This window comes from Flavobacterium inviolabile (assembly GCF_013389455.1).
Classification (GTDB): Bacteria; Bacteroidota; Bacteroidia; order Flavobacteriales; family Flavobacteriaceae; genus Flavobacterium; species Flavobacterium inviolabile.
In genome coordinates this window covers 1,627,212-1,648,986 of the sequence record NZ_CP058278.1, presented here as the reverse complement: position 1 = coordinate 1,648,986, position 21,775 = coordinate 1,627,212, and the positions used below count along the sequence as shown (strand labels likewise).

Annotated in this window: 20 protein-coding genes; 1 reads left to right on the top strand and 19 read right to left on the bottom strand. The window is 36.6% G+C overall.

The genetic code is table 11. The features are described 5' to 3' along the window. The 18 genes from HW120_RS07240 to HW120_RS07155 form a co-directional block, all read right to left on the bottom strand. A complete protein-coding gene (locus HW120_RS07240; RefSeq protein ID WP_177732661.1) occupies positions 1-1,119 on the bottom strand; it encodes a glycosyltransferase family 4 protein in 1,119 nt (372 codons plus the stop codon). A 28-nt stretch (positions 1,120-1,147) separates the two neighbouring features. Then, the gene (locus tag HW120_RS07235; RefSeq protein ID WP_177732658.1) at positions 1,148-2,146 is read right to left on the bottom strand and encodes a glycosyltransferase family 2 protein; all 999 of its coding nucleotides are present in this window, start codon (positions 2,144-2,146) and stop codon (positions 1,148-1,150) included. Further along, complete coding sequence (locus HW120_RS07230) at positions 2,143-3,681, bottom strand: glycosyltransferase family 2 protein (RefSeq protein ID WP_177732655.1); 1,539 nt, start codon at positions 3,679-3,681, stop codon at positions 2,143-2,145. Before HW120_RS07230 ends, HW120_RS07235 begins: the two co-directional genes overlap by 4 nt. Beyond that, positions 3,678-4,826 carry a glycosyltransferase family 4 protein gene (locus HW120_RS07225; RefSeq protein ID WP_177732652.1) on the bottom strand — a complete coding sequence of 383 codons (1,149 nt, stop codon included), beginning with the start codon at positions 4,824-4,826 and terminating at the stop codon, positions 3,678-3,680. Before HW120_RS07225 ends, HW120_RS07230 begins: the two co-directional genes overlap by 4 nt. Then, the gene (locus HW120_RS07220; protein WP_177732650.1) at positions 4,826-6,220 is read right to left on the bottom strand and encodes a UDP-glycosyltransferase; all 1,395 of its coding nucleotides are present in this window, start codon (positions 6,218-6,220) and stop codon (positions 4,826-4,828) included. The genes HW120_RS07225 and HW120_RS07220 overlap by 1 nt, the downstream gene beginning before the upstream one ends. 20 nt (positions 6,221-6,240) lie before the next feature. Continuing rightward, entirely contained in the window at positions 6,241-7,362 is a 1,122-nt protein-coding gene (gene neuC / locus HW120_RS07215) for a UDP-N-acetylglucosamine 2-epimerase (RefSeq protein ID WP_177732647.1), read from the bottom strand. 12 nt (positions 7,363-7,374) lie between these two features. Then, positions 7,375-8,415, bottom strand: a complete 1,041-nt coding sequence (gene neuB, locus HW120_RS07210; protein WP_177732644.1) for an N-acetylneuraminate synthase — start codon at positions 8,413-8,415, stop codon at positions 7,375-7,377. Between the two features lies 1 nt (position 8,416). Continuing rightward, positions 8,417-9,088, bottom strand: a complete 672-nt coding sequence (locus tag HW120_RS07205) for an acylneuraminate cytidylyltransferase family protein (RefSeq protein ID WP_177732642.1) — start codon at positions 9,086-9,088, stop codon at positions 8,417-8,419. After that, complete coding sequence (locus HW120_RS07200; RefSeq protein WP_177732639.1) at positions 9,088-10,179, bottom strand: glycosyltransferase family 4 protein; 1,092 nt, start codon at positions 10,177-10,179, stop codon at positions 9,088-9,090. Before HW120_RS07200 ends, HW120_RS07205 begins: the two co-directional genes overlap by 1 nt. Before the next feature lie 15 nt (positions 10,180-10,194). Continuing rightward, the gene (locus HW120_RS07195) at positions 10,195-11,283 is read right to left on the bottom strand and encodes a glycosyltransferase family 2 protein (protein WP_177732637.1); all 1,089 of its coding nucleotides are present in this window, start codon (positions 11,281-11,283) and stop codon (positions 10,195-10,197) included. Between the two features lie 3 nt (positions 11,284-11,286). Next, a complete protein-coding gene (locus tag HW120_RS07190) occupies positions 11,287-12,282 on the bottom strand; it encodes a glycosyltransferase family 2 protein (protein WP_177732634.1) in 996 nt (331 codons plus the stop codon). A 1-nt stretch (position 12,283) separates the two neighbouring features. Then, the gene (locus HW120_RS07185; protein WP_177732632.1) at positions 12,284-13,075 is read right to left on the bottom strand and encodes an FkbM family methyltransferase; all 792 of its coding nucleotides are present in this window, start codon (positions 13,073-13,075) and stop codon (positions 12,284-12,286) included. A gap of 201 nt (positions 13,076-13,276) precedes the next feature. Next, positions 13,277-14,296 carry a glycosyltransferase family A protein gene (locus HW120_RS07180; RefSeq protein WP_177732629.1) on the bottom strand — a complete coding sequence of 340 codons (1,020 nt, stop codon included), beginning with the start codon at positions 14,294-14,296 and terminating at the stop codon, positions 13,277-13,279. A 45-nt stretch (positions 14,297-14,341) separates the two neighbouring features. Further along, positions 14,342-15,481: a glycosyltransferase gene (locus HW120_RS07175; RefSeq protein WP_177732626.1), complete on the bottom strand. Its 1,140-nt coding sequence runs from the start codon at positions 15,479-15,481 to the stop codon at positions 14,342-14,344. A gap of 53 nt (positions 15,482-15,534) precedes the next feature. Next, the gene (locus tag HW120_RS07170; protein WP_177732623.1) at positions 15,535-16,521 is read right to left on the bottom strand and encodes a glycosyltransferase family 2 protein; all 987 of its coding nucleotides are present in this window, start codon (positions 16,519-16,521) and stop codon (positions 15,535-15,537) included. Then, a complete protein-coding gene (locus HW120_RS07165) occupies positions 16,518-17,420 on the bottom strand; it encodes a glycosyltransferase family 2 protein (RefSeq protein ID WP_177732620.1) in 903 nt (300 codons plus the stop codon). Before HW120_RS07165 ends, HW120_RS07170 begins: the two co-directional genes overlap by 4 nt. Next, positions 17,405-18,238, bottom strand: coding sequence for a class I SAM-dependent methyltransferase (locus HW120_RS07160; protein ID WP_177732617.1), 834 nt, complete (start codon positions 18,236-18,238; stop codon positions 17,405-17,407). The genes HW120_RS07165 and HW120_RS07160 overlap by 16 nt, the downstream gene beginning before the upstream one ends. Before the next feature lie 5 nt (positions 18,239-18,243). Then, a complete protein-coding gene (locus HW120_RS07155) occupies positions 18,244-19,521 on the bottom strand; it encodes an ABC transporter ATP-binding protein (RefSeq protein ID WP_177732615.1) in 1,278 nt (425 codons plus the stop codon). 190 nt (positions 19,522-19,711) lie between these two features. On the opposite strand from HW120_RS07155, the gene HW120_RS07150 reads away from it, so the two are divergent. Then, a complete protein-coding gene (locus tag HW120_RS07150; RefSeq protein ID WP_177732612.1) occupies positions 19,712-20,452 on the top strand; it encodes a tyrosine-protein phosphatase in 741 nt (246 codons plus the stop codon). Positions 20,453-20,484: 32 nt separating this feature from the next. Here HW120_RS07150 and HW120_RS07145 read toward each other — a convergent pair. Next, positions 20,485-21,710, bottom strand: a protein-coding gene (locus HW120_RS07145) for an IS3 family transposase (protein WP_394353016.1) whose coding sequence is annotated in 2 segments (ribosomal slippage) — positions 20,485-21,362 and positions 21,362-21,710 — 1,227 coding nt in all. Because the reading frame shifts where the segments join, the coding sequence is not laid out codon by codon here. Positions 21,711-21,775: the final 65 nt, after the last annotated feature.

Here is a 21,775-nt window from a genome sequence, read left to right as displayed (position 1 = left end):
TTACCCTGCAACTATATTTTTTATTTCCGCTTCAAAATAATCAATGGTATACTGTCTGGACCAATTTACACCTTGGGTTATCATTTGCTGATACTCCTGATTATTTGTGATTACTGTCATTATATTTTTACTGTCGGTCTCCTTGTTCATTGTCAGGATCAGTCCTCTTTTACCATCATCCAGCATGTTCGCAACACATGAAACAGCTGTTGCTATCGGGACGCATCCCCAAAACATGGCTTCTGCAACAACTTTAGGCCATCCTTCACTTTGCGAAGGTAATATTAAAAAATGATTGTTTTGGTATGCTTTTTTAACCGTTTCCTGAGTTTGATTCCCCTGTAACGTTACGATATGCTGAAGTTTACCGGCAGCTAAATAGCTTTCAATTGCTGTTCTTTCTTTTCCTTCTCCATATATTTTCAAGGCAACATCCAGTCCTGAATGATACAGCGATTCTATTAATTGTACGGCATACAGCGCTCTTTTTCCTTCTGATAAGGTTCCGGCAAATAAAAACGTAATTGTTTTTGTCAAATCCCTTGGCTGTATTGCTTCTTTTTCATGCTCCCGATACGTTGCCGTAAAAAACGGGAGTATGTTTTTGCTTCTATGCTGCCATTCACCATAAACCAGCACTTTCATATTCCGGGTTAAAAAGGTATTGCTTAAAATCCATTTTTGCAAGCGATAACTCCAGGGTTGTTTTGCTTTTGGATCCCAGTTCCCAGCATATTTTGCGGTTTTCCTCTTATTGGGAAACAGAATTTGAACCAAACATCCGATTAAGCCCATATTTCCGGGACAACGCAAATGAATATGGTCTGCCTTTTTCATTACTTTGAAGGTACTCCAAAATAGCTGAGGCAAATAAACCATTGTTTTTAAAATCTCTTTTACAGACAATAATGAAAATGCCGGAACCGGAAAAAAAGAAACAGCAGCATGGTTATAGGCCAAATCTACAGCCGATAACGGTGCTTCTGTCATGGGTGCCACGAGCAATACTTCATCAACATATTTAAACCATATATTCATTTCCTTAACATAGGGACCGTATGCAAAATACCGTTCATCCGTATGGATATGTGGAACATGTGTTATAAGGGCTAATTTCATTGGTTATTACTCTGATTTTAAATTCCGATTATTTATTTTTTGGTTTATTTACCAGCAGGCTCAACAATCCTGTTATTCTGCCCAGCACCTCGGTAGTTGCTTCTTTTTTGTTATTCGTTGTAAATATATTACTAAATCGTATCGCAATTAGCAGCAGTGTTATTGCATTCCATTTGAATCTTGCCAACAGATCCGGTTTGGGGTTTGCTATCCGCCAAACGTACCATCCGTTTCTAACGACCATTTTACCGTACTGATACTGATTGGGACGCCCCGAAACATGATGATGATGCGACAGCCGTGCCTTTGTATTGATATATAATTTTCCAATCTTTGAAAGCCTTAAACTAAAATCGGCATCTTCATACAAGCCGTAACCTACAAAATAATCGGAAAATCTGATTTTCTGAAAGATCTCTTTTTTAAAAGAGGAAACTCCGCCCATAAGTTGTTCTGCCGGATAAACCTTACCTGAAGGCGGTAAGAAACTGACACTTCTTCCATGTGAAAACTCCGGAGAAAATCCTGGCGGAACATTACTGTCCAGTCCCATTTTTTTGCGCAGGATAAACCTACTGCTCTCTTTTCGTTTCCATCCGTCATAACAGAATTCATTATTTGCCGGTTTATAATTTTCCGGGACTTCAGACCAATTCACTTCATTGGTAATATAACCGCCAACGCCCAAAGCTTCGGGATATACCGCATATATACTGATTAATTCTTCAAAATAGTTTTCTTCCAGTATGGTATCGTCGTCCAGAAAACAAATTACCTGACTGTTTTCCGCTACTTTATTGATTCCAAAGTTACGTTGTTTCGTAAGTCCTCTATGCTCCGGCGGAACTTTATAGTAGTGCAGCTTTTCAAATTTATTTGCTGCAAGGATCTTTTCGGTCTCCTCATCCGGAGAACCGTCAATTATCAGAATCTCGTCAGGATAACGCGTTTGATGCGCTACTGATTTTAAGAGCTTCAGCAAAGGATTTGCTCTTTTATAGGTACAAACTATTAATGTAAAATTCATTTTCCCGCTCTTAAAATATTAGCCCAATAAATACTTCGCTCCCAGCTTTTTTTAAAGTTGTTATAGTATTTCACCGGATGTTTATGTTCCTGATGTTTATAAAATTTTAAGAACAGGGTTGTTTTATAGCTTCTTAACTGTTCTTTTGTATTGTAACGCAGCTTAAATAACATTACCGTTGGCGACGGTTTTGGTTTTATACGGTCGTTATTCCATTCCAGCATTACTTCCGTTCTAAATCCGCCAACGGGCGCTTTTAAATGTAATAGTTCGGGCGATGGCAAATACAGGATATCACAACCTTTATTTCTTAATTGCATTCCAAAATCGGTATCTTCTCCAAAACCATGTTCATAGCGATCGTCAAAGCGTAAATCTGCAATGGCTTCACTTTTCACAATACTACAGCCGGATCCAAAGGTTGTCCATTGAAAGATATTGGCCGAAACCGGTTTATCTCCTTTACGCAAACAGCATATTGTAAAAGCGCGGTTTCCTGTTTTTTCAATTTGTTTAAAGGCCGTTTCTAAAAAATCTTTTTCAAACCGGATATCGTCATCTGCAAAAAAGACCCATTCCTGTTCAACATGTTGCAACGCCTGATTCCTTGCATTGCATGCACCGGTCCGGTGGGTAAACAGGTGTTTGATCTGAAAAGGCCATGATTCCTTTTCAAGGTAATCCAATTCACTCGTACTGCCTTCCAGCGGGTTTTGTTCTACTATAATTACTTTTTTGGGAATTATTGTCTGTTTTGACAAGTCCTTTAAAACATCGTATAAAAATACTTTTCGTCCAATAGTAGGAATAATAACATCTAAAGAATGTGATACCCTACTTTTTGTCTTTAATTCCATCTGGATTTTATCCAGCTGTTTTACATCCGGTTTTTTCCTTTTAAAGAACACGGTATACAGGCAGGCCAATACCGGGAATCTTCTTTCGTAGATTAGCAGATTCACAAACAATAAAAGGATCCAACGCGCTCTGTAATGTTCTTTTACAAATTTGAACAGCGAGTAAATACCGGCCTCTCCACTACGCCTATTCGTTATTTTTTTCAATAACTGAGGTTCATTGTAGCACAACAAACCGTGGGGCATTCCTATTTTTGCGAGGGAACACAAAAAATAATCAAAGTTCGTGTCTATAAGTTTATCGACTTCCAAAGCGTTTAATGTTCCGCCATAAATTCCGCCAACAAGGCTGCTCATCTGCCAGGTTGGATATACACTTTCTTTATCGGGATTAACAAATAGGCTTTCATCAACATATCCTATTTCTGAAGGGATGTAATTGGTCGTTCCTCCATAGGAAAGCAGTATTTTTTTATGGTTAAACAGTTCGGGCAATGCCTCCCAATTTATGTCTTCCTGACAATCTTTATGATACCAAAATAATAAGTCATCCGGAAATAAACGGCCTAATCTGACAATATTCTGTGCAATACTTTCATTACAAACGTCAAGATACGCTGAACTTTCGTATGCGATTATACTTTCTACTTTGTTGTTATGATGACAGATTATAATCACTTGCCAATTGTTTTTTGATAAAACGCAATATTCTGTTCCACAATAGTATCAATATTAAAAACAGTGCAGACTCTTTCTTCTGCTTTTAATCCTATTCTTTGTCTTAGCTGATCGTCTTCCAATAAGTCTGAAATTTTGGACGAAAAGGTTTCATGTTCCCCCGGATGTACCAGATAACCGCTTTCGCCATCTATTATGAGCTCCTGAGCCCAGCCTATATTGCTGTTCACCACCGCTTTTTTCATGGCCATGGATTCAATAGTTACCATTCCTAAGGTTTCCGCAAAAGTGGGAAACACACAAACCTGTGCTTTTTGAATATAATCCCGGACTTCCTGATAAGGTACTTTGCCCAGATACTCAATGCTGTTTTTCACATTATCATCCATCAATTCCTGCATCAGCTGCCAGGTTGACTGCGTTCCGGTGGCTGCATCATAAGAGTCACCGCCAATCAGGATGAGCTTTGCTTCCGGCATTTTGGCAATTACCCTTTTCATAATATCCGGCAGTTCCAGCACTCCTTTTTTGCGAATAACCGTTCCTATATACAGCAGCAGTCCTTTTTCTTCATGTACGGCATTATCATTCCTGAATTTTTCTACTTCCAGTCCGTAATGGATAGTTGCTATCTTTTTATTCCTGATTTTAAAAAGTTGCTGCGTTAACTTTCCGGCAAAAGCAGTAGGTGCGATAAATGCTTTTGCTTTTTGTATTGCCAGTTTCTCAAACCAGAAGTTTTTACGTTTTTGTTTTCTGTTTTCCAGATGGCAGAAATACGTATCACTTCCGTGAAACCGGATTACTAACGGTGCTTTTAAGTTCATAAAAGCAGTGATGCCGGTCCAGTCCGGTGCTTCAACCAGGTCTACTTTATTTTTAACGATCAATGCATTCAAATAGTCCTGAAGGTACTTTCTGTAAAAATACCATGTTGCCCATTTGTATTTTCTCTTTTTTACCAGATGTATTTCAACACCGTCTTCCTGAATTATTGCATCTTCTGATTGTCCATAGACAACCACAGACACCTTGATGTCCTTTTTCACTAATGCAGCAACAAGATTTTTGATACTCGTGCCTATTCCTGCACTGTGGAGCACTTTTGAATGTGGATATTCGGGTGTTAAAAAAGTAATGTGCATTACGATACCATTTTTTTTATGCTATTCCATATATTTTCAGAAGCTGAATCCGGTGGAAATTTATTGATAATCTGAAACCATTCCTTTGCTTTTATAGTATTTTGACGACTATCTTTTAACGCAAGCTGAATTTTCCTTTTAATTTCATCTTTATTATCAAGCCAGATAACCGATTCTTTAGCCGGCATTGATCGGAAGTGAATATAGTTGTATATTTTTTTTACGGACCAGTCTTCTATCCGTTTATGTTTAACATCATAATTAATATAAGCGCACGGTTTTCCATGTGCCGCATAATCAAACACCATTGAAGAGCCCAGGTTAATAACCATATCTGTATGGGCAATGGTATTCATTTGCAGGTCTACATCTTCCGGAGTTGGCAGGATTGTATTCCACATGCCGCCTTTTTTCTCCCATTTCGGATTGACCGGAACAATGATGTCTTTGTATTGCGTCAGTACGCTGTCAAACCGATCGGAAAAATCGACCGGACACCTGCGGAATAAAATACCGATGGCATCTCCTTCTTCATTCATTTGTTTTACTGCCGCCGCTACATCGTCCAGATATTGCGGATCATCGGGACAGGTGGTCACATCGTCACCGGAATAACAGATGTAACGCCTGGTTATATCCAAACCATTCTGTTTAAAAAAGGTTTCTTTTGCAACCAGTCTATCGGTTTCATAATGGGATTCAAATTGCGGTGTTCCGGTTATATGAATATTTTCTGCTTTTATATATGGATAATATTGCAACAGTTCTTCTTTCATGTATTCACTCCACACAAAATAGGTATCGGTTTCCACCACCATCGTAGCTTTGGGTAAATTATCCCAGGAAAAAATAAAGGTTGCCGTAGGAATTCCTAATTCCTGAGCAGCCAAAAGCGGGGCAATTGCCAATAGCGGCCGTTGATTGGTACAAAAAACCATAGCCGGCTGTTCTCTTTTCAAAACGGCCAGACATTCCTGAAAATAAGCCGTTTTCTTTTCCTGTTCTTTAATTTTATTCCGGACTTTCTGCAATCCTTTTTCCGACGTATGACTAACAGCTAATAGTTGCGTCAGTATACTTTTTGCCGCTGTTTTTATATTTTTATAGGCATACGGAAAACGATAGGTATCGTAAACCGCATCCTGAAATTTCTTTTTATTGAGGTTCAGCTCGATTTGTTTCCGTGCATTTTTATATATTTCTGTCTGCTTGTTTGTTTTCGGATTTTGTATCGGAATGTCCTTAAAACCCAAATCCGATAACTGAAACGGGGTATTGTTCCAGAAAACCACGTCATATCCCTGCGTGATTCCCAGTTCATAAAATTTAGAATAGGCGAAATTACGCAATCCGATACCATCCGGCAGCAATATAAAAATCTTATTGTTTGGCATTTAGCTGAATCTTTTTTCAGTTATATATCTCTAAACTGTTTCTGATGATTTAATTCCCAAATATCACTATTCTCCAAGGATTCTAAAAATAATGTTGCACTATTTCCTGTTCCGAAATCATTATAGCTGTTTTTTACTTCATGCTTTTCAATTTCCTGTAACGCATTTAGTATTGCTTCTTTGGTATGATCAACATTTATAATATCTGTATTGACGGATCTGTTCTTTTGGCGGCTGCCAATATTGATAATCGGCAATCCGTAGTAAGGTGCTTCTCTGATTCCGGCACTGCTGTTTCCTATAATAAAGCGGGCATTTTTTAATAAGGTTAAAAAATACTCAAAGCGAAGGGATGGGAAAACACGAAAACGGGGATTTCCTTCCAATTGTTTGTAAGCTTTCAATATGGCCGCACTACCCAGATCGTTATTGGGATAAATAACCACAAAATTGTGTTTGTCTGCTAATAAAGTTGCCACAAAATCGTTGGCATACTCTTCCATATTTTTAAATTCTGTTGTGATGGGATGAAACATGGCGACGGCATACGCATCAAAATCGATAGCATAGTATTGTTTTGCTGTTTCCAGGTCCGGAAGCTGGTCGGAGAACATTATGTCTACGTCCGGCGATCCGATTGTAAATACAGATTCTGATAATTCTCCCATCTGGATCAGTCTTTTTTTGGCTGTTTCATTGGATACAAAATGTACATGACTCATTTTACTGGTGGAATGCCGGATCAATTCATCAATCGTACCGGAAACTTCACCACCTTCAATATGCGCCACCAGAATATTGTTTAGTGAGCCCACAATGGCACCTGCCAGTGCTTCCACCCGGTCGCCGTGAATGATGATCATATCGGGCGTTACACTTTTCACATAGGCCGATAATCCTTCAATCGTTTTAGCGAGTGTGAGGTCCATGGTTGTTTCATGCGTATGGTTTTCAAAGGCATGTATATTACGGAAACCACAGCGTTCAATTTCAATTAAGGTATATCCGTATTCCTGCTGCAGGTGCATGCCGGTGACAAAAATGTAAGGTGTAAAATGTTCATGCTTTTCCAGTATCCGGATCAGTGATTTAATTTTACCAAAGTCGGCTCTTGTACCGGTCAGAAATACAATTTTCTTCATGATTCCGCTATATTATACGATATCTTCCCAAACCAGCTGTGCATCGTTTTCGATGTCACGACTTGCTTTTTTACCGATGATATTATCAAAATGTTCCGCTAATATCTTACCTGTTCCGGGACGTTTTACCCATATATTATCTTTTGTAAAGATTGTTCCTTTTTGTATAGGCGCAATACTGCATACGGTTGCAAAGGCAAAATCGATAGTGACCTGCTCTTCTGCTGCCGGTTTTTTTGTTCCTCCCCGCATCAACGCCATTTCTGCCGCATCGACAATCAGGTTATGGCAGTTTTGTTCGTCCATACTACACACGATATCCGGTCCGGTCCGGTTCATGTGGTCTGTGAAGTGTCTTTCCAAAACGGACGCTCCCAGTGCAACTGCTCCCAGACAGGCATTGTTGTTTAAGGTATGGTCGCTTAATCCGAACACTTTATCCGGGAAAGCCTTGTGCATTTCCATCATCGCACCGAAACGTACTAAATGTACCGGAGTCGGATATAAATTTGTGGTGTGCAGTAAAGCTACCGGCACGTTGTGTTTATCAAAAATGGCTACGGCTTTCTGAATACTTTCTATCGTATTCATTCCGGTGCTTAGAATTACCGGTTTCCCAAAAGAAGCGATATGTTCCAGCAGCGGATAATTATTACATTCGCCCGATCCGATCTTATAGGCCGGTATGTCAAATTTCTTCAGTCTTTCGGCGGCAGCTCTTGAAAACGGTGTGGAAATAAAAATCATTCCTTTACTTTCCACATACTTTTTAAGCTCCAGCTCTTCTGCTTCATTTAAGGCACAACGCTCCATAATTTCATAGATTGAAACATCGGCATTTCCGGGTATCACTTTTTTTGCCGCACCACTCATCTCATCCGCAACAATATGAGTCTGGTGCTTTACCACTTCCACCCCTGCTCTGTATGCCGCATCGACCATTTCTTTTGCTGTTTGTAAAGAACCTTCATGATTGATTCCTATTTCGGCTATTACTAAAGGCGGAAAATCCTGTCCTATTTTTCTACCTGCTATTTCTATATATGGGTTCATGCTATTGTTCTTTGTATTTTTGTTGTAAATATGATGCATATTCAAAATCATCCTGGGTATCGATATCGATAGCCGCAAAAGGATGCTCCACTATCATCGGATATGCCTTTTCACTAATAATCCTGTTTTCTTCTAAAATCAGTTGTGCCCTGGTTATATACAGCAATCCGTTTTCAAAATACAGCGGTTCCAGATCCTGGCTTCTTTGCCCTATCTCATAATTGAACGGTACAAATCTATGTGCATTGATCTTTCCCAGTTTCTGTTCGTTACGGGTAACTGTAAACAGGCTATCGCAGTTATTTTTGATAAAAATATCCAATGCTTTATCCAGCAGTTCTTTCGGCCGTAATGGATTTGTAGGTTGTAAAAGAATTACAATCTCCGGTTTTTCTTCAATACTTTCCAGCACATGTTTTAAAGCGGATACTGTGGGTTCAAAATCTCCGGACAGCGATTCCGGTCTGTTAATTACAATTGCATTATTAGCTAAAGCTACCTGTTTTATTTTTTCATCATCGGTGGAGACAAAAATGCCGTCAATGCTATTGTTATGCGCTTTTGCATACGCAATTGAGTGTACAATCAGCGGTTTGCCATCAAGAAGTTTTATATTCTTTTCCGGTAATCTTTTTGAACCTCCCCTGGCTGGAATTATCACAATTGTCTTCATTAGGATATGCTTTTTTTAGCGGATGCAATTATTGAGTTCATTCCGGCATTCCAGCTTTTTGTCGTATATAATTCCGGATCAAACAAATTGTTCTTTTGAGAATCGTCCGTATATTCTAAAATCGCATTTTCCCATTCCGAAACAAAATTTGGTTTCGCAATCAGCTTTCCGAATTTACCGTATTGCAATACTTCCGGAACTCCTCCATTTGCCGAAGCAATACAGTAATTCCCGCAATGCAGGGCTTCTATAAGACTCAGTCCAAAACCTTCGTGCCATAATGTCGGGAATAAATAACAATCCGACAGCTGCAGGTATTTTGCCAATTCGTCATTGGGTATTCTCCCAAAATAACGAACGCCTTCCATGGCTTCTTTCGGTTCGGTTCCAATAACCCACAACGCGATATCTTTTCTTTTTTCGATTACTCTTTTCCAGGCATCCAGTACAATATGCAGTCCTTTTTTAGGACGGTCCTGGGAGCACCAGACAAATACTTTTTTACCGGCTACTCCAAATTGTTCTTTCCCAAGTTGTTTTTCTTCCTTTGAAAGTGTGTGAAATTTTCTTGTATCGACACCATTATGAAGTACCGAAAAACGGGTTGGCAAAATGGTGTAATATTCTTTATGGGCTTTATAGGAGTCTTCCGTTAGCAGTACCATTTCATCTATTGCTTCAAAAAACCAGCGTCCGGAAAAGTTTTCATAAAAAGGCGGAAAACCGTGATAGCAAAATTGAATATAGCAATTCTTCCGAATACCTAATTCCTGCAACAGGGCTATTAATGGTTTGATTATTCCAAAATTATCGACAACCTGCAGAATATATTTTTCATCATTTTTCAGAATATTTTGCAAGGCATTGAGATAACCCACATACGGATTTTTCTTTCCTCTTTTAACAATCTTGGTTATCAAGTCATTGGACACCAAGCTGTATTGAATATCTTTAAATTTACCTTCCGGATTTTCGCATACGATATAATCAATCTGATGATGACTCTCTAAATAATTCCGATAGAGTGTTGTCCAGCTTCCTATACCCGAATATGGCAATGGCAATTGTGAAATAAGAATTACTTTGGGCATAACTTCAAAATATATTTATAACTTTAACCTTAGTTCTATGGCTTCCAAATCAGCTGTTATTTTATAGCTGTATGGGCAATCTCTATAAAATGAGATCAGATGTAACAATACCAAATCATTTACTTCTTTTAAAGTATAATATTCCGGTACTTTTTTACCTAAAATCTTTTTCACTTTATATTTCAGGGATTTTTCATAGCTATCTCTGGTAAACTTTACCGTAATTACTGTATTGGTTACATTAGGTAAAATTCCATAGATGAAATGGTCAATATTAACTTTCCTGTTCAGTATTACCTGATTAACCGTTACGTTATCCAATTCTTCAAGTACCGCATTTGCCGATACTTCTCCCCATTGTTTATAATTAATAGTTACACCATCCTGTTGATTGAAAAACAAGTGTTGGTGATTAATCTGTACTATTCCTTTTATCTGTAAATTCTTCGTCAGTTCCTTGCTTTCTGTTTTTCTATATGACGTATGCCATTGGTGCAGTAACAAGGTTTCTTCTTCATAAAAAACAGATTCGCAGCCTTTTCCGGAGAGTCTGAAATGAATATCGGCATCTTCAGCACCCCAAAAATGATAAAACTCGTCAAATCCTCTATTTTTGCGCACTGTTTCCGTAGGGAATAATGTCATCCCTTTTGCATCAACCTTAGAATAAAACTCTACCTGATAATCTTCAAATGATTTTTGCAACAGGGTTTCTTTTTCGGACAGATAACCTACTTTATAAAAATGCATTTTATCCTTATCTTTCATATCATGAAGCAGGTTTATAAATTTCGGATGAAAAATAATATCTATGTCTGAGATGAAAAAAAAGGGTTCTTCTATTTTTTTAATGATATAGTTAAGGGCTCTGGATTTATTCCATGGCTGATTCTGGTATGCCAGATAATTATATTTTACAAATGAATAGTCACCAATCAATAGTTCCAATTCTTTTGTAAGTTCCGTTGAAGATCCATAATTCACAAATTCTACTCTAAAATTCTGATTGGACTGCAACACCAATGAGTCTAATGTTCTCTTTACTCTTGTTAGATCTCTATTTTTAAAAGCGTAAATTAATACGATGGGCGCTTCTAATTTCATAAACTATATCATTGATTTTATCAAAACTTTTACCTGTTCTTTTTTACTAAAAAAAGCGGTATACTTCCTGATGAATATAAAGCTTTCTGAGACACAAAATGATTTATTTCTCAGGAAATAGCTTCTTATTTTTTTTATTCTAATATCATCAAGGAGCGTTCTGAATAAAGGAACATTCAATGATTCATTTTTCGTTATTGCTGTCCTAATCAAATCAAGGTTATTAAGCTGTGATTCCAGGTCTTTCAAAGTTCCTTCATAATTAAATTCAAAGCATTTTTTGAATACTTCATAAGGCAACTTAAAATCCGGAATGTATTTTTTAAACAAATCATATCTTACCTCATAAGATATTTCTTTTTGTTTTTGGGCTTTTATTTTGGAAATCTGCCCTGAATGTACTCTGTATTTAAGCAATATTTCCTGAATATTAAAAAACCTGGTTCTTGAAAGCAAACGACTCCAAAGCTCATAATCTTCAGCCGGTTCTTTTGTTTCATCATATTCCATTTCCTGATTGAAAAGCTCTTTTCGCATCATTACCGACGGATGCGCTACCACACATCTAAACAGCATACAGGTTAGAATATCGCTATGCTCTTCCGGCAGTTCAATACTGTTTTTTTGAGGGAATGTTTCGTAGGCCGTTCCGCAAACTCCTATTCCCGGATTTGCTTCAAGCAATTGTACCTGCTTTTCAAATCTTGTTTCTACCAGAACATCATCGCCGTCCATTCTGGCAATATATTTGCCTTTCGCCAATTTAAGTCCGATATTCAAACTATTGGCCAATCCGGAATTAGTGTCTTTTTTTATTATTTGTAATCGTGAATCCTGATATTTTTCGATAATGGAACAGGTATCATCCGTAGAGTTATCATCAATGATAAGGCATTCAAAATTGGAATATGTCTGATGGAGTATACTGTCTATTGCTTCTCTAATATAGCCTGCTACATTATAGACGGGTACAATAACTGTTATTAAAGGGGATTCCATTTTAAAAATAGTTTCTGTTCATACCTATTGTTAGTTCTCCGGATGGAAATAATATAAACCCATAACTTTTCAAAATTGTTTCAATTGTTGTTCTTACATTGAACTCATCATGAATTTCTATTGCTATTATTTTCACTTTTTCTAAAAACGCACAACTATCCTGAGATTCAAAAATAAATCGTTCAGCGCCTTCAATATCAATTTTTAAAAAGTCCACGATATCCAACATATTCTCTTTCATAATATGCTGAACGGTTATTGATTTCACGGCACTTTCTTCTGTTGTTATTTTTGTTGTAAAAGCCCAGTCTTTTTTATCTCTGAATTCATTTTCAATCACAACATTCAATCCATCCTGATTGTGTAATGCTTTATTATACAATTTTATACGGCTTCCATCAAATCCATTATGAAAAATATTCTTTTCTATAGTTTGATAATTCGTAAGCGAAGGTTCAACTGCATAAAGTTTTGCCTTTTTAAATTCTGATAAAAAGAATACAGACGTATAACCTACATTCGCACCGGCATCAATGATAACCGGCTGTTCTTCCTTATTGAATTTCAATATATCCCTGATAATCTCATATTCCCCGTCTCCAAATATCTGATTGAACACCAGATAGTCACTATGTTCCAGTGATCGGCAGTATATTTTTAAATTATTCTTGAGTTCAATTAAAAAAGAGTCGGAATCCACAATTGTGATCGCTCTGATTATTCCTTTTTTAACCAGTTTATCTTTTAATTTATTTTTTGTTTTATTTTCTTGAGTACTGATAAAATTAATCATTTGTTTCTCAAGTTTAAGCAACTTTGTTATCAGCATCTTTCTCAATGTTATTGGTTGTGTTACATTCTCTTACCAAAGATATAAAACTTAATAACGCTACTAAGTTTTAATCTACACTGCTCTTGCCCTGTATTTCCTTAACATTATGTCGCTTCAGAATATTTACAACCGGGATTTTACAGTTTTATTTATTATAAATCATCAATATTTCCCTGAAACATCTTTAGGCAGTCCTTTCATCCATAAAATCTTACTCAGAATCTTTTTAGCAAAAATAATTTTAGCGAAAAGTTTAATTTTCAAATAATATTCCAGACGTGATGCTTTCCGTTCAAGGAGTGCCGGTGCTTCAGATGGAGTAGCATTCTTTTTAACGCTTAATAATTTTTCTTTCATCCAGGGCTCAACTACATTTCCCAAATGACAGGCATAATTATCTTCTGTTGACAATCTCCAAAATCCTCTTTTGACTGATGGCAAATCTAAAACTTCCTGCTCACTGGTTCCTCCCAAACGATATCGTGTGAATTTGGGTAATTTACCGGCAAAGACTTCTTCCCGATACGTTGCTATGAAATGTCCGGCTCCGACAACAGCTTTAGTTCCCTCGTTAGAAGATACCGTTAAAAATTGTTTCAGATGATACTCTTTATAAAATTCTTCATTTCCTATACTATGGGCAAATGCTTCCAATGCTGCTCTGTTTTTGACAGGAGTAAACCGTAGTTTTTTTGACCAAAATAAATCCCAATAAATATTAGATGTAAAGGTCTTATACGATTTTGAAGAAGGCGTCGGACAAACCACCCCTGCTTTTGGAAAAGAACGAAAAACATTGTAGGTGGCTTCCTGCCAACCGGTTAGAAACATCACATCGGCATCAGAAATGGTAATTAAAGGAACCCTGACTCCTGCCAAGCCTTTTAAAACGGCATTAATCTTCCCAATATTAGTTGTATTAATCAGTTCCTGAATTTTATTTTCGGATAATAACCTTTCCAGATAAACGGTAACTTCTTTACAGCTTCCATTATTTACGATGGTGATGTATGTTTTTTTATGGGATGATTGGAACAGCGATTCCAGGCAAAGCTTTAAAATTTCAAAACTATCTTTAAAATAACCTTCAAAAGATGGTATATAAACAGGCAGTATTACCTGATGAAAGTAATCACCGGTTTCTTGTATTTTGTCTTTGTGTGGATTAAATCCTACCCGCATAATTTTCTTTTTTAAAAGTCTCTAACCGTATAAAAGCTGTTACAATTAAGAAGCCTGAACTCTTTTATATGCTTCCATTATCTTTATTCTGTTGCTTTCATAATCCAGTTGCTGCTTAGCAATTTCTTTATTGATTTCATATACTTCTTCCATCATCTCCTTTTCTTTCAACGCTACTATTATTAATTCCCTGATATTTTCAATATCTTCCGGGTTTTCAATCAGTAATCCGTTTACACCATTGTTTATTATTTCTGCGGAAGCGCCGCCGGGATTTGACTGAATGGGATAGGCTCCCATAATTATCGCTTCTAACAAGGTGTTTGGCATCCCATCTGAAATATTGTTACCGATATAAATCAATGATTTCCCCATTAGTTCCAACGTTTGCTGGTGTTCTAAATCATGGCGTCCATATACCGAAAATGGCAATTTTTGTTGTGTTATATAGTCTGCAACAACAGGATGCGCTCCAAAAACAACAATTTCAAAACCTTCTGTTTCCTTTGGCATTCCCTCCAATGCTTTTACAACATTCAAAGCTCTGCCAAAAATATGCTGATAGCCTTTTACAAGGATTATTTTTCTTTGTGTAACCGGTTGTTTATATTTTTCCAATGCTGCAAGATGGAATCCGCCTCCGGTGGGAATAACCCCTAAATCTTTTCCTGCAAATCCCATTTGTGCTGCTAAGACAGCGTCTCTTCCACAATCGGCATGCATAAAGTTTACTCTGTTTAGCACTGCCCGGATTTTTTTATTGTGCTCTTTAAAATTACGATAGTAGTAAATATCATTTCCCCAACACGAATATATCCATTTTATCCGGGCATATTTATTCATTGTCTGAAGTATCGGATAGCTACATCCCTGCATTTCAAAACTGTGTACAACATCCGGGTTAATCTCTTTAATGATCTTTTCCAACTGCTCATTAACCGTTGTCATTAGAAAAGGTGACAGCCATTCATAAACTGCAGGTATTTTTTTTGAGATGTAATACTCTCCTTTTATATAGGGAAGTTTTCTATGCTTCCAATCATAAAACTGTTTGATATTTCCAATACCTTTTAGTGCTCCACGATCTAAAACATCGAACCAATATAATTCAAAATCAGTGTTTTTTAAATTTTCTACCCATCTTATAAAGTGGATCGAAGGCATCGCTATAAAAAGTATTTTCATTTTGTAAATTATATAATTGCTAACCGTATCTCTTTATTGTTACAACAGATTGTTTAATTTTCAATAGCTTCAATCATATCGATTTTTGCGCTTTTTAAAAAATTATATCCTTTGCCGGAAATCGCAACCAGGATATACCCGATATAAATTCTAATCTTACTTTTTAACGGATATTTTGTATGGTAAATATTTTTTAAGACTTTGAAACCACTCCCCTGAATTGTTTTACCCGAATTGTTTTTTATCAGATGAAACAAGCCGAGTTGTCTGTACAGTATATATTGTTTGAGTGGATTTTTATTCTGAATATCCGATTCTTCTACTACTTTAAATGCTTTCAGGAAAAATTTAAAACGGGAAACATGAGAGGTAAATTCATTCGATTTATCCTGTGTGATACTCTGATGTCCTCTTCTAATAGAAAACAGTACATCCTCTTTATAAACATACTTTAAGTTATTTGACAGCATCCTGAAATGAAAGTCCGTTTCATGACTATTCGATAATTCTTCATCAAATAATGCTTTGTTGAGTAAAACCGAACGTCTCCACAATGGACATGCTGTAAAAAAATAATGATTTTTGGTAAGATACGCCGTTAATACATCCTCTTCAGGAGTCCTGTTTGCTCTAAAAACAGTTTTATCATTTGTCCCTTCAGTAAAGCCTTGTGCCAGGCAAACACAAAAATCCAGTTCTTTTTCTGTTTCCAGCAGCTGAACCTGTTTTTCCAGAAAATCGGCATGCATCAGGTCATCACTATCAAACCACTTGATATATTCTCCCCGACTATTTTCAAAGCCATAATTCCTGCAGGCATTGGCTCCTTTAATTCTATCATCTGGTCTTCTGTAAAATCGGAACCGGTTATCATTATCCAGGTATCGGGATATGATTTCTTCTGTGTTATCCGTTGAGCCATCATCAACTATAATACATTCCCAATGGCTATAGGTTTGAGAAATAATACTGTCTAAGGTCTGTCCAATTAGATTTGCTCTGTTATATGTAGGAACAATTACGGATACTAAAGCTTTCATTTTTTAAAAGTACTGATAAAAAAACGTCTTATAAATTTTAATAATGCTAACCCGTTAAAGTTAATCAGATAATAATATCCTAAAGTCAGCCATTCTTTCCCTATCGGGTTTCTTTGGTCTTTTATGGCCACTTCATAAGCCAGCAACAGTTCTAATCGCTGTTTCTTATTAAAATCACTTAATCTTTCCAGAATAAAATCTTTAAAAAATTGTTCTTTCGCCTTCATTTTTAAGGCAATATTATCTTTCTTTCCTGAAATATTTATTTCTGAAAGTCTGATCATAATAAGGCTTTCATTAATACAATAAATTTCTTTTTGTTCTGAGAAAGCTATCCAGGCACTGTCATCGCTATACCATGCTAACGGATAATCATAGAAACCATGTTCATCATATGCCTTTTTTGCAAAAATATACTCCGACAAAGAGCTTCTTGTAAGTGCTTTAAATTTTCTAAAATAGGAATCCGTTGCTTTTTCCCAAACAGGATGTAAATAGGGTTCGGAAGTTGTAGCGTTTTCCTGAAAAATTAGTTTTGTTGCGAACTTCACAACATTTGCCTTATCCTTAAATTGTTCGTAATTGCGATACCAGGATGCTACCGTGTTATCTGTCAATACATCATCATCCCCAAGAATCATGATCCATTTTTCATCCTGAATCAGATCAATACAGCGTTGCCACTGTTTCACTAACGAAATACTCCCTAAGTTTTCATTGAAATGAGTATAGGTAAATGTTATTTTATCCCGGTATGCTTCTAACAATTCCTGAGGGTTCTCAGGACTGGCATCATCTCCAATATATACGTTGAATCGCTTATCTGTCTGGTTCGCTAAAGATTCTAACGTCTCTCTAAAAAAAACAAGTTTGTAATATGGAATTACGATTGCAAGCATTTTCTATATATCTTTTTTAAGAGCTTGATGGGCAATAATATACGATGTCCAACTTTATAAGAGTTGGAATTATAAACTTTTTGAAGTTGATTATCTATCTCTTTTTCTATTATTTCCGTTCCTTCAAAAACCGATAATCCTTGTTTTTCAAAAGCCGAATCAGAGGCTATTACGATTAAATATAATGGTGTGATTACCGTTTTGGTTATATCGAGATAATTGCCTGTAATAAAGGAAACATTGTCCTGTTCATTATCATCCGTAATTAATGAGTTTCCATTTACATAACGCTGAGTGAGAAGCTGCTGGTTATTAAAATATCCTGAGACTAAATCACTAAATTCTTTTTTATACAGTTCTTTTATATGAAACTGATTTTTAAAATTTCTTTGGTCGGTATAATACAGTTTATCCGGAGTGGAGATCATGACGATTCCTCCCGGTTTTAAAACACGTTTGATCTCTTTAAGCATTTCATCATGCTGGTCATGATGTTCTATTGTTTCAAAACTGATGACAACGTCGACACTATTGTCTTCAAGCGGAATTGCACTTGTACTTCCTGTTGCGTATTGAATATTTTCTTTTTTATACTTTCGTTTAGCTGCTTCAATAGTATCCGGGTCAATGTCTACACCATAAACAAACGATGCGCTATTTCCCATTAAATTCGTCCCGTAACCTTCACCGCATGCAATATCCAATACCGTTTTATCTTTTATAAACGATAACGCAATGCCATATCGGTGTAAATGATCGACAGCATCTCTACCGTATATGAATGTTTCCAGGCGTTCACCGGACCATTTTTTTTTCATTTTTTTTATTCCCATTTTAATAACGGCCTTACAATTCCAGGGAATCTTCCAGAATAATTTCCTCTGGCTGTATTTTCTCCCATTTCATCAATTATATTAAATCCAACAACATCCATTTCGTGAAATTCAACGTGAAACGGACTGTATCGCATGATTGCAAAACTGCAGGAATACCCTCCTTCTGCCAAAAAGTTACCGGGTATGATTATTGTTTTTGTATATATTCCTTTTGATAACGGTTTTGACAGGGTATCCGAATCTTTATCGTGTGAACTTAAAATATGTGTATTTTGATTATTAAACAGGTTAAAGCCATGCGTGAAAAGTTGGTTTTCGGCTAAAATTTCATAGGTAAACCGGATCATTACCGGATTTGAAATTATATGATTTAAGGAAACCTCTTCATTTGAATTAAGCACTTCTGCTTTGTGTAGTCGTATAAAATCAGAACCCGGATGTTCTTCATTCCATGTCTTGCTTGCGCTACTGTTTGATTCTTTCAAATATTCATCAATACAATCATCTACATTACCCTGAAAAACTACTCTTCCATGTTCCATCACGATTCCTTTGGTACAAAGACTTTTTACAGCCGCCATATTATGGCTCACAAACAGTACTGTTCTTCCCTCTCCTTTGGAAATATCCTGCATCTTGCCAATTGCCTTTTTTTGAAATTCGGCATCACCCACAGCAAGTACTTCATCAACGACCAAGATTTCCGGTTCTAAATGAGCTGCAACGGCAAACGCTAATCGCACTGTCATCCCGCTACTGTAACGTTTTACCGGTGTATCGATATAACGCTCACAACCACTGAAAGCAATAATCTCATCAATTTTAGAGTTGATCTCTTTTTTTGTCATACCCAAAATTGAACCGTTGAGATAAATATTTTCCCTACCGGTCATCTCAGGATGAAAACCTGTACCTACTTCCAGCAAGGAGGCAATTCTTCCTTTGGTTTTAATAATTCCGGTTGTTGGTGCAGTTACCCGGGATAAAATCTTTAGTAAAGTTGACTTTCCGGCACCATTCTTTCCAATAATCCCTAATACTTCACCCCGCTCTACCTCGAAACTAATGTCGTGCAATGCCCAGACATAATCGCTATCGCCTTTACTGGACCTGTCATTTATATCGCCAACTTTAAGATACGGATCCTCTTTCCCTCTCATTTTATGCCACCATCTGTTTAAATCATGGCTTATTGTTCCTGTGCCAACCGTTCCTAACCGGTATTGTTTGGAGATATGTTCGGCTTTTAGAATTATATCTTTCAAAAGATTATTATTGCTAATTATACTGTTAATTGCTTACAAACTTATCTATAAATTTAGACGCTGTCAAATATAGTAAAATTAAGAACCGGAAAACGATGTAACCATAGAATTAACGCTACTTATTCCCGTTTCGATATCTCGTTTTTCTAACCTTAATAAATTTCTTTTTAATTTTAATTATCTTTGTCACATGTTATCATTTTTTAAATCAAAACCGCTTTTAAAAGAGCTTATTCCTCAAGGCTATACCGACATTCATTCCCACATCCTTTATGGTATTGATGATGGTGCAAAAACAATAGATGACACTTTGTTTTTATTAAATTCCTGTAAAGAATTCGGATTTAGCAACATGATTACAACTCCCCATACCTGCTCCGGTATATGGGATAATACCAAAGAGGGTATAACCGAAAAGCTTGCAGCTGTTAAAACGCAGCTCCCGGATCTAACCGGTGAACTAAATTTACGGGCTGCCTCGGAATACATGATAGACGATACATTTCTGAAATTATTCGGGAGAGAACCGCTACTAACCTTAAAAGACAATTATGTTTTAGTGGAAATGTCCTATATCAATCCGCCAATTCAATTGTTTGATATATTGTTTGAATTGCAGGTAGCGGGTTACAAACCTGTTTTAGCCCATCCGGAGCGTTATAATTTTTACCACAACAATTTTGATGCTTATAAAAAATTAAAAAAAGCCGGTTGTCATTTTCAGGCGAACCTGTTATCTACTGTAGGTTACTATGGAGAACCCGTTACCAAAACAGTCGACAAGCTTTTTAAAAATGACATGATAGATTTTACCGGTTCTGACATTCACCATAAAAATCATATTGATTCCTTTTCAAGGAAAATAAAAATCAGCGAAGCGAAATCATTGATCGCCGCTATGAAACGAAATTCTTTCTTTGAGTCGTCCTAAAATAGGTTGACAGATTTTAGAATAAAAATATATTAACCAGTCAGGTTTACCTGGCTGGTTTTTTCATGTATAAAATTAGGCGTTTTCATCATTAAACTCAAATGAGGTCTTTTAGCATTATACGTTTCTATCGCTGTTTTTATAAGCTTTCCTAAAGTCTGACCATCTTTGCATTTATAAAACAAGAATTCGTTTTTTAAAATTCCGTTTATTCTTTCAGCTAAAGCATTTTGATAACAATCATATCCGTCAGTCATAGAGGGTGTAATACCGTTTTTAGCTAATACTTCCTGATAAATTTTAGAACAATATTGTAATCCTCTATCGGAGTGATGTATCAGGGGTAATGTTGATTTCCTATTCTGTATAGCCATTTTTAATGCCTGTACCACATTTTCAGAACTCATATCATCACTCAGCTTATACCCCATTATTTTTCTGCTATAAGCATCAGTAACTAAAGACAGATAATGGGTTTTCCGGGATGATTTGACATAAGTGATGTCGCTTACATATACCTGTTCAGGACGTTTAATCTCACACTCTTTCAAAAGATTTTCGTACTTGTGTAGCCAATGTTTAGAATAGGTAGTTTTAGTGTAACTCTTCATTGGTTTAACAAGTAACTTCTCCCTTCTTAGATAACCAAATAAGGCATCACGACCTATCTTTACACCCTGTTGATCAAATTGCTTCGAAAGTAGGTAATATAGTTTACGTGTCCCTATACGTGGCATTTCCAATCGCAAAGAAAGAACCAGATGCTTTACTTTGAGTAACTCAGATTCCCGATCGAGGATTCTTTTTTGTTCCTGATATATAGCTTGCCTACTTATCCCAAACAATCGGCAACTTTTGGACAAACTTATTCCTGCTCCTTCCCGGAGTCGGAAGATGGTTTGGGAGAAAACTTTTTTCGGATCTGGGTTCCGTACTGACTATCAGAAATGTCGATCATCGTATTGAGAATCTTATTTCGAAGTTTCTCACCTGCCAGTTCTTTCTCTAATCGTTTAATAATCTGAGCCGGGGTTTCTTTAGATTTAGACATAAATAACAGATTTGGTTTACTCCAGTCTAAGTTACCATATTTTCGCAGCCAAACCAAAACAGTACTTCTGCCTTGGATACCGTAAACAGTTTGAGCCTGTTTATAGGTCATTTCGCCTTGTTCAACTCGGGAAACTACAGCTAATTTAAAAGCCATATTATAATCCTTTTGAGTACGCTTAACTCGCGTTGTTGTTGTGTCTTTCATAATAAGTCGATTTTGTGTCAACTTATTTCAGGACGGGACACTTCCAATAAAAAAGCCCTTATTAA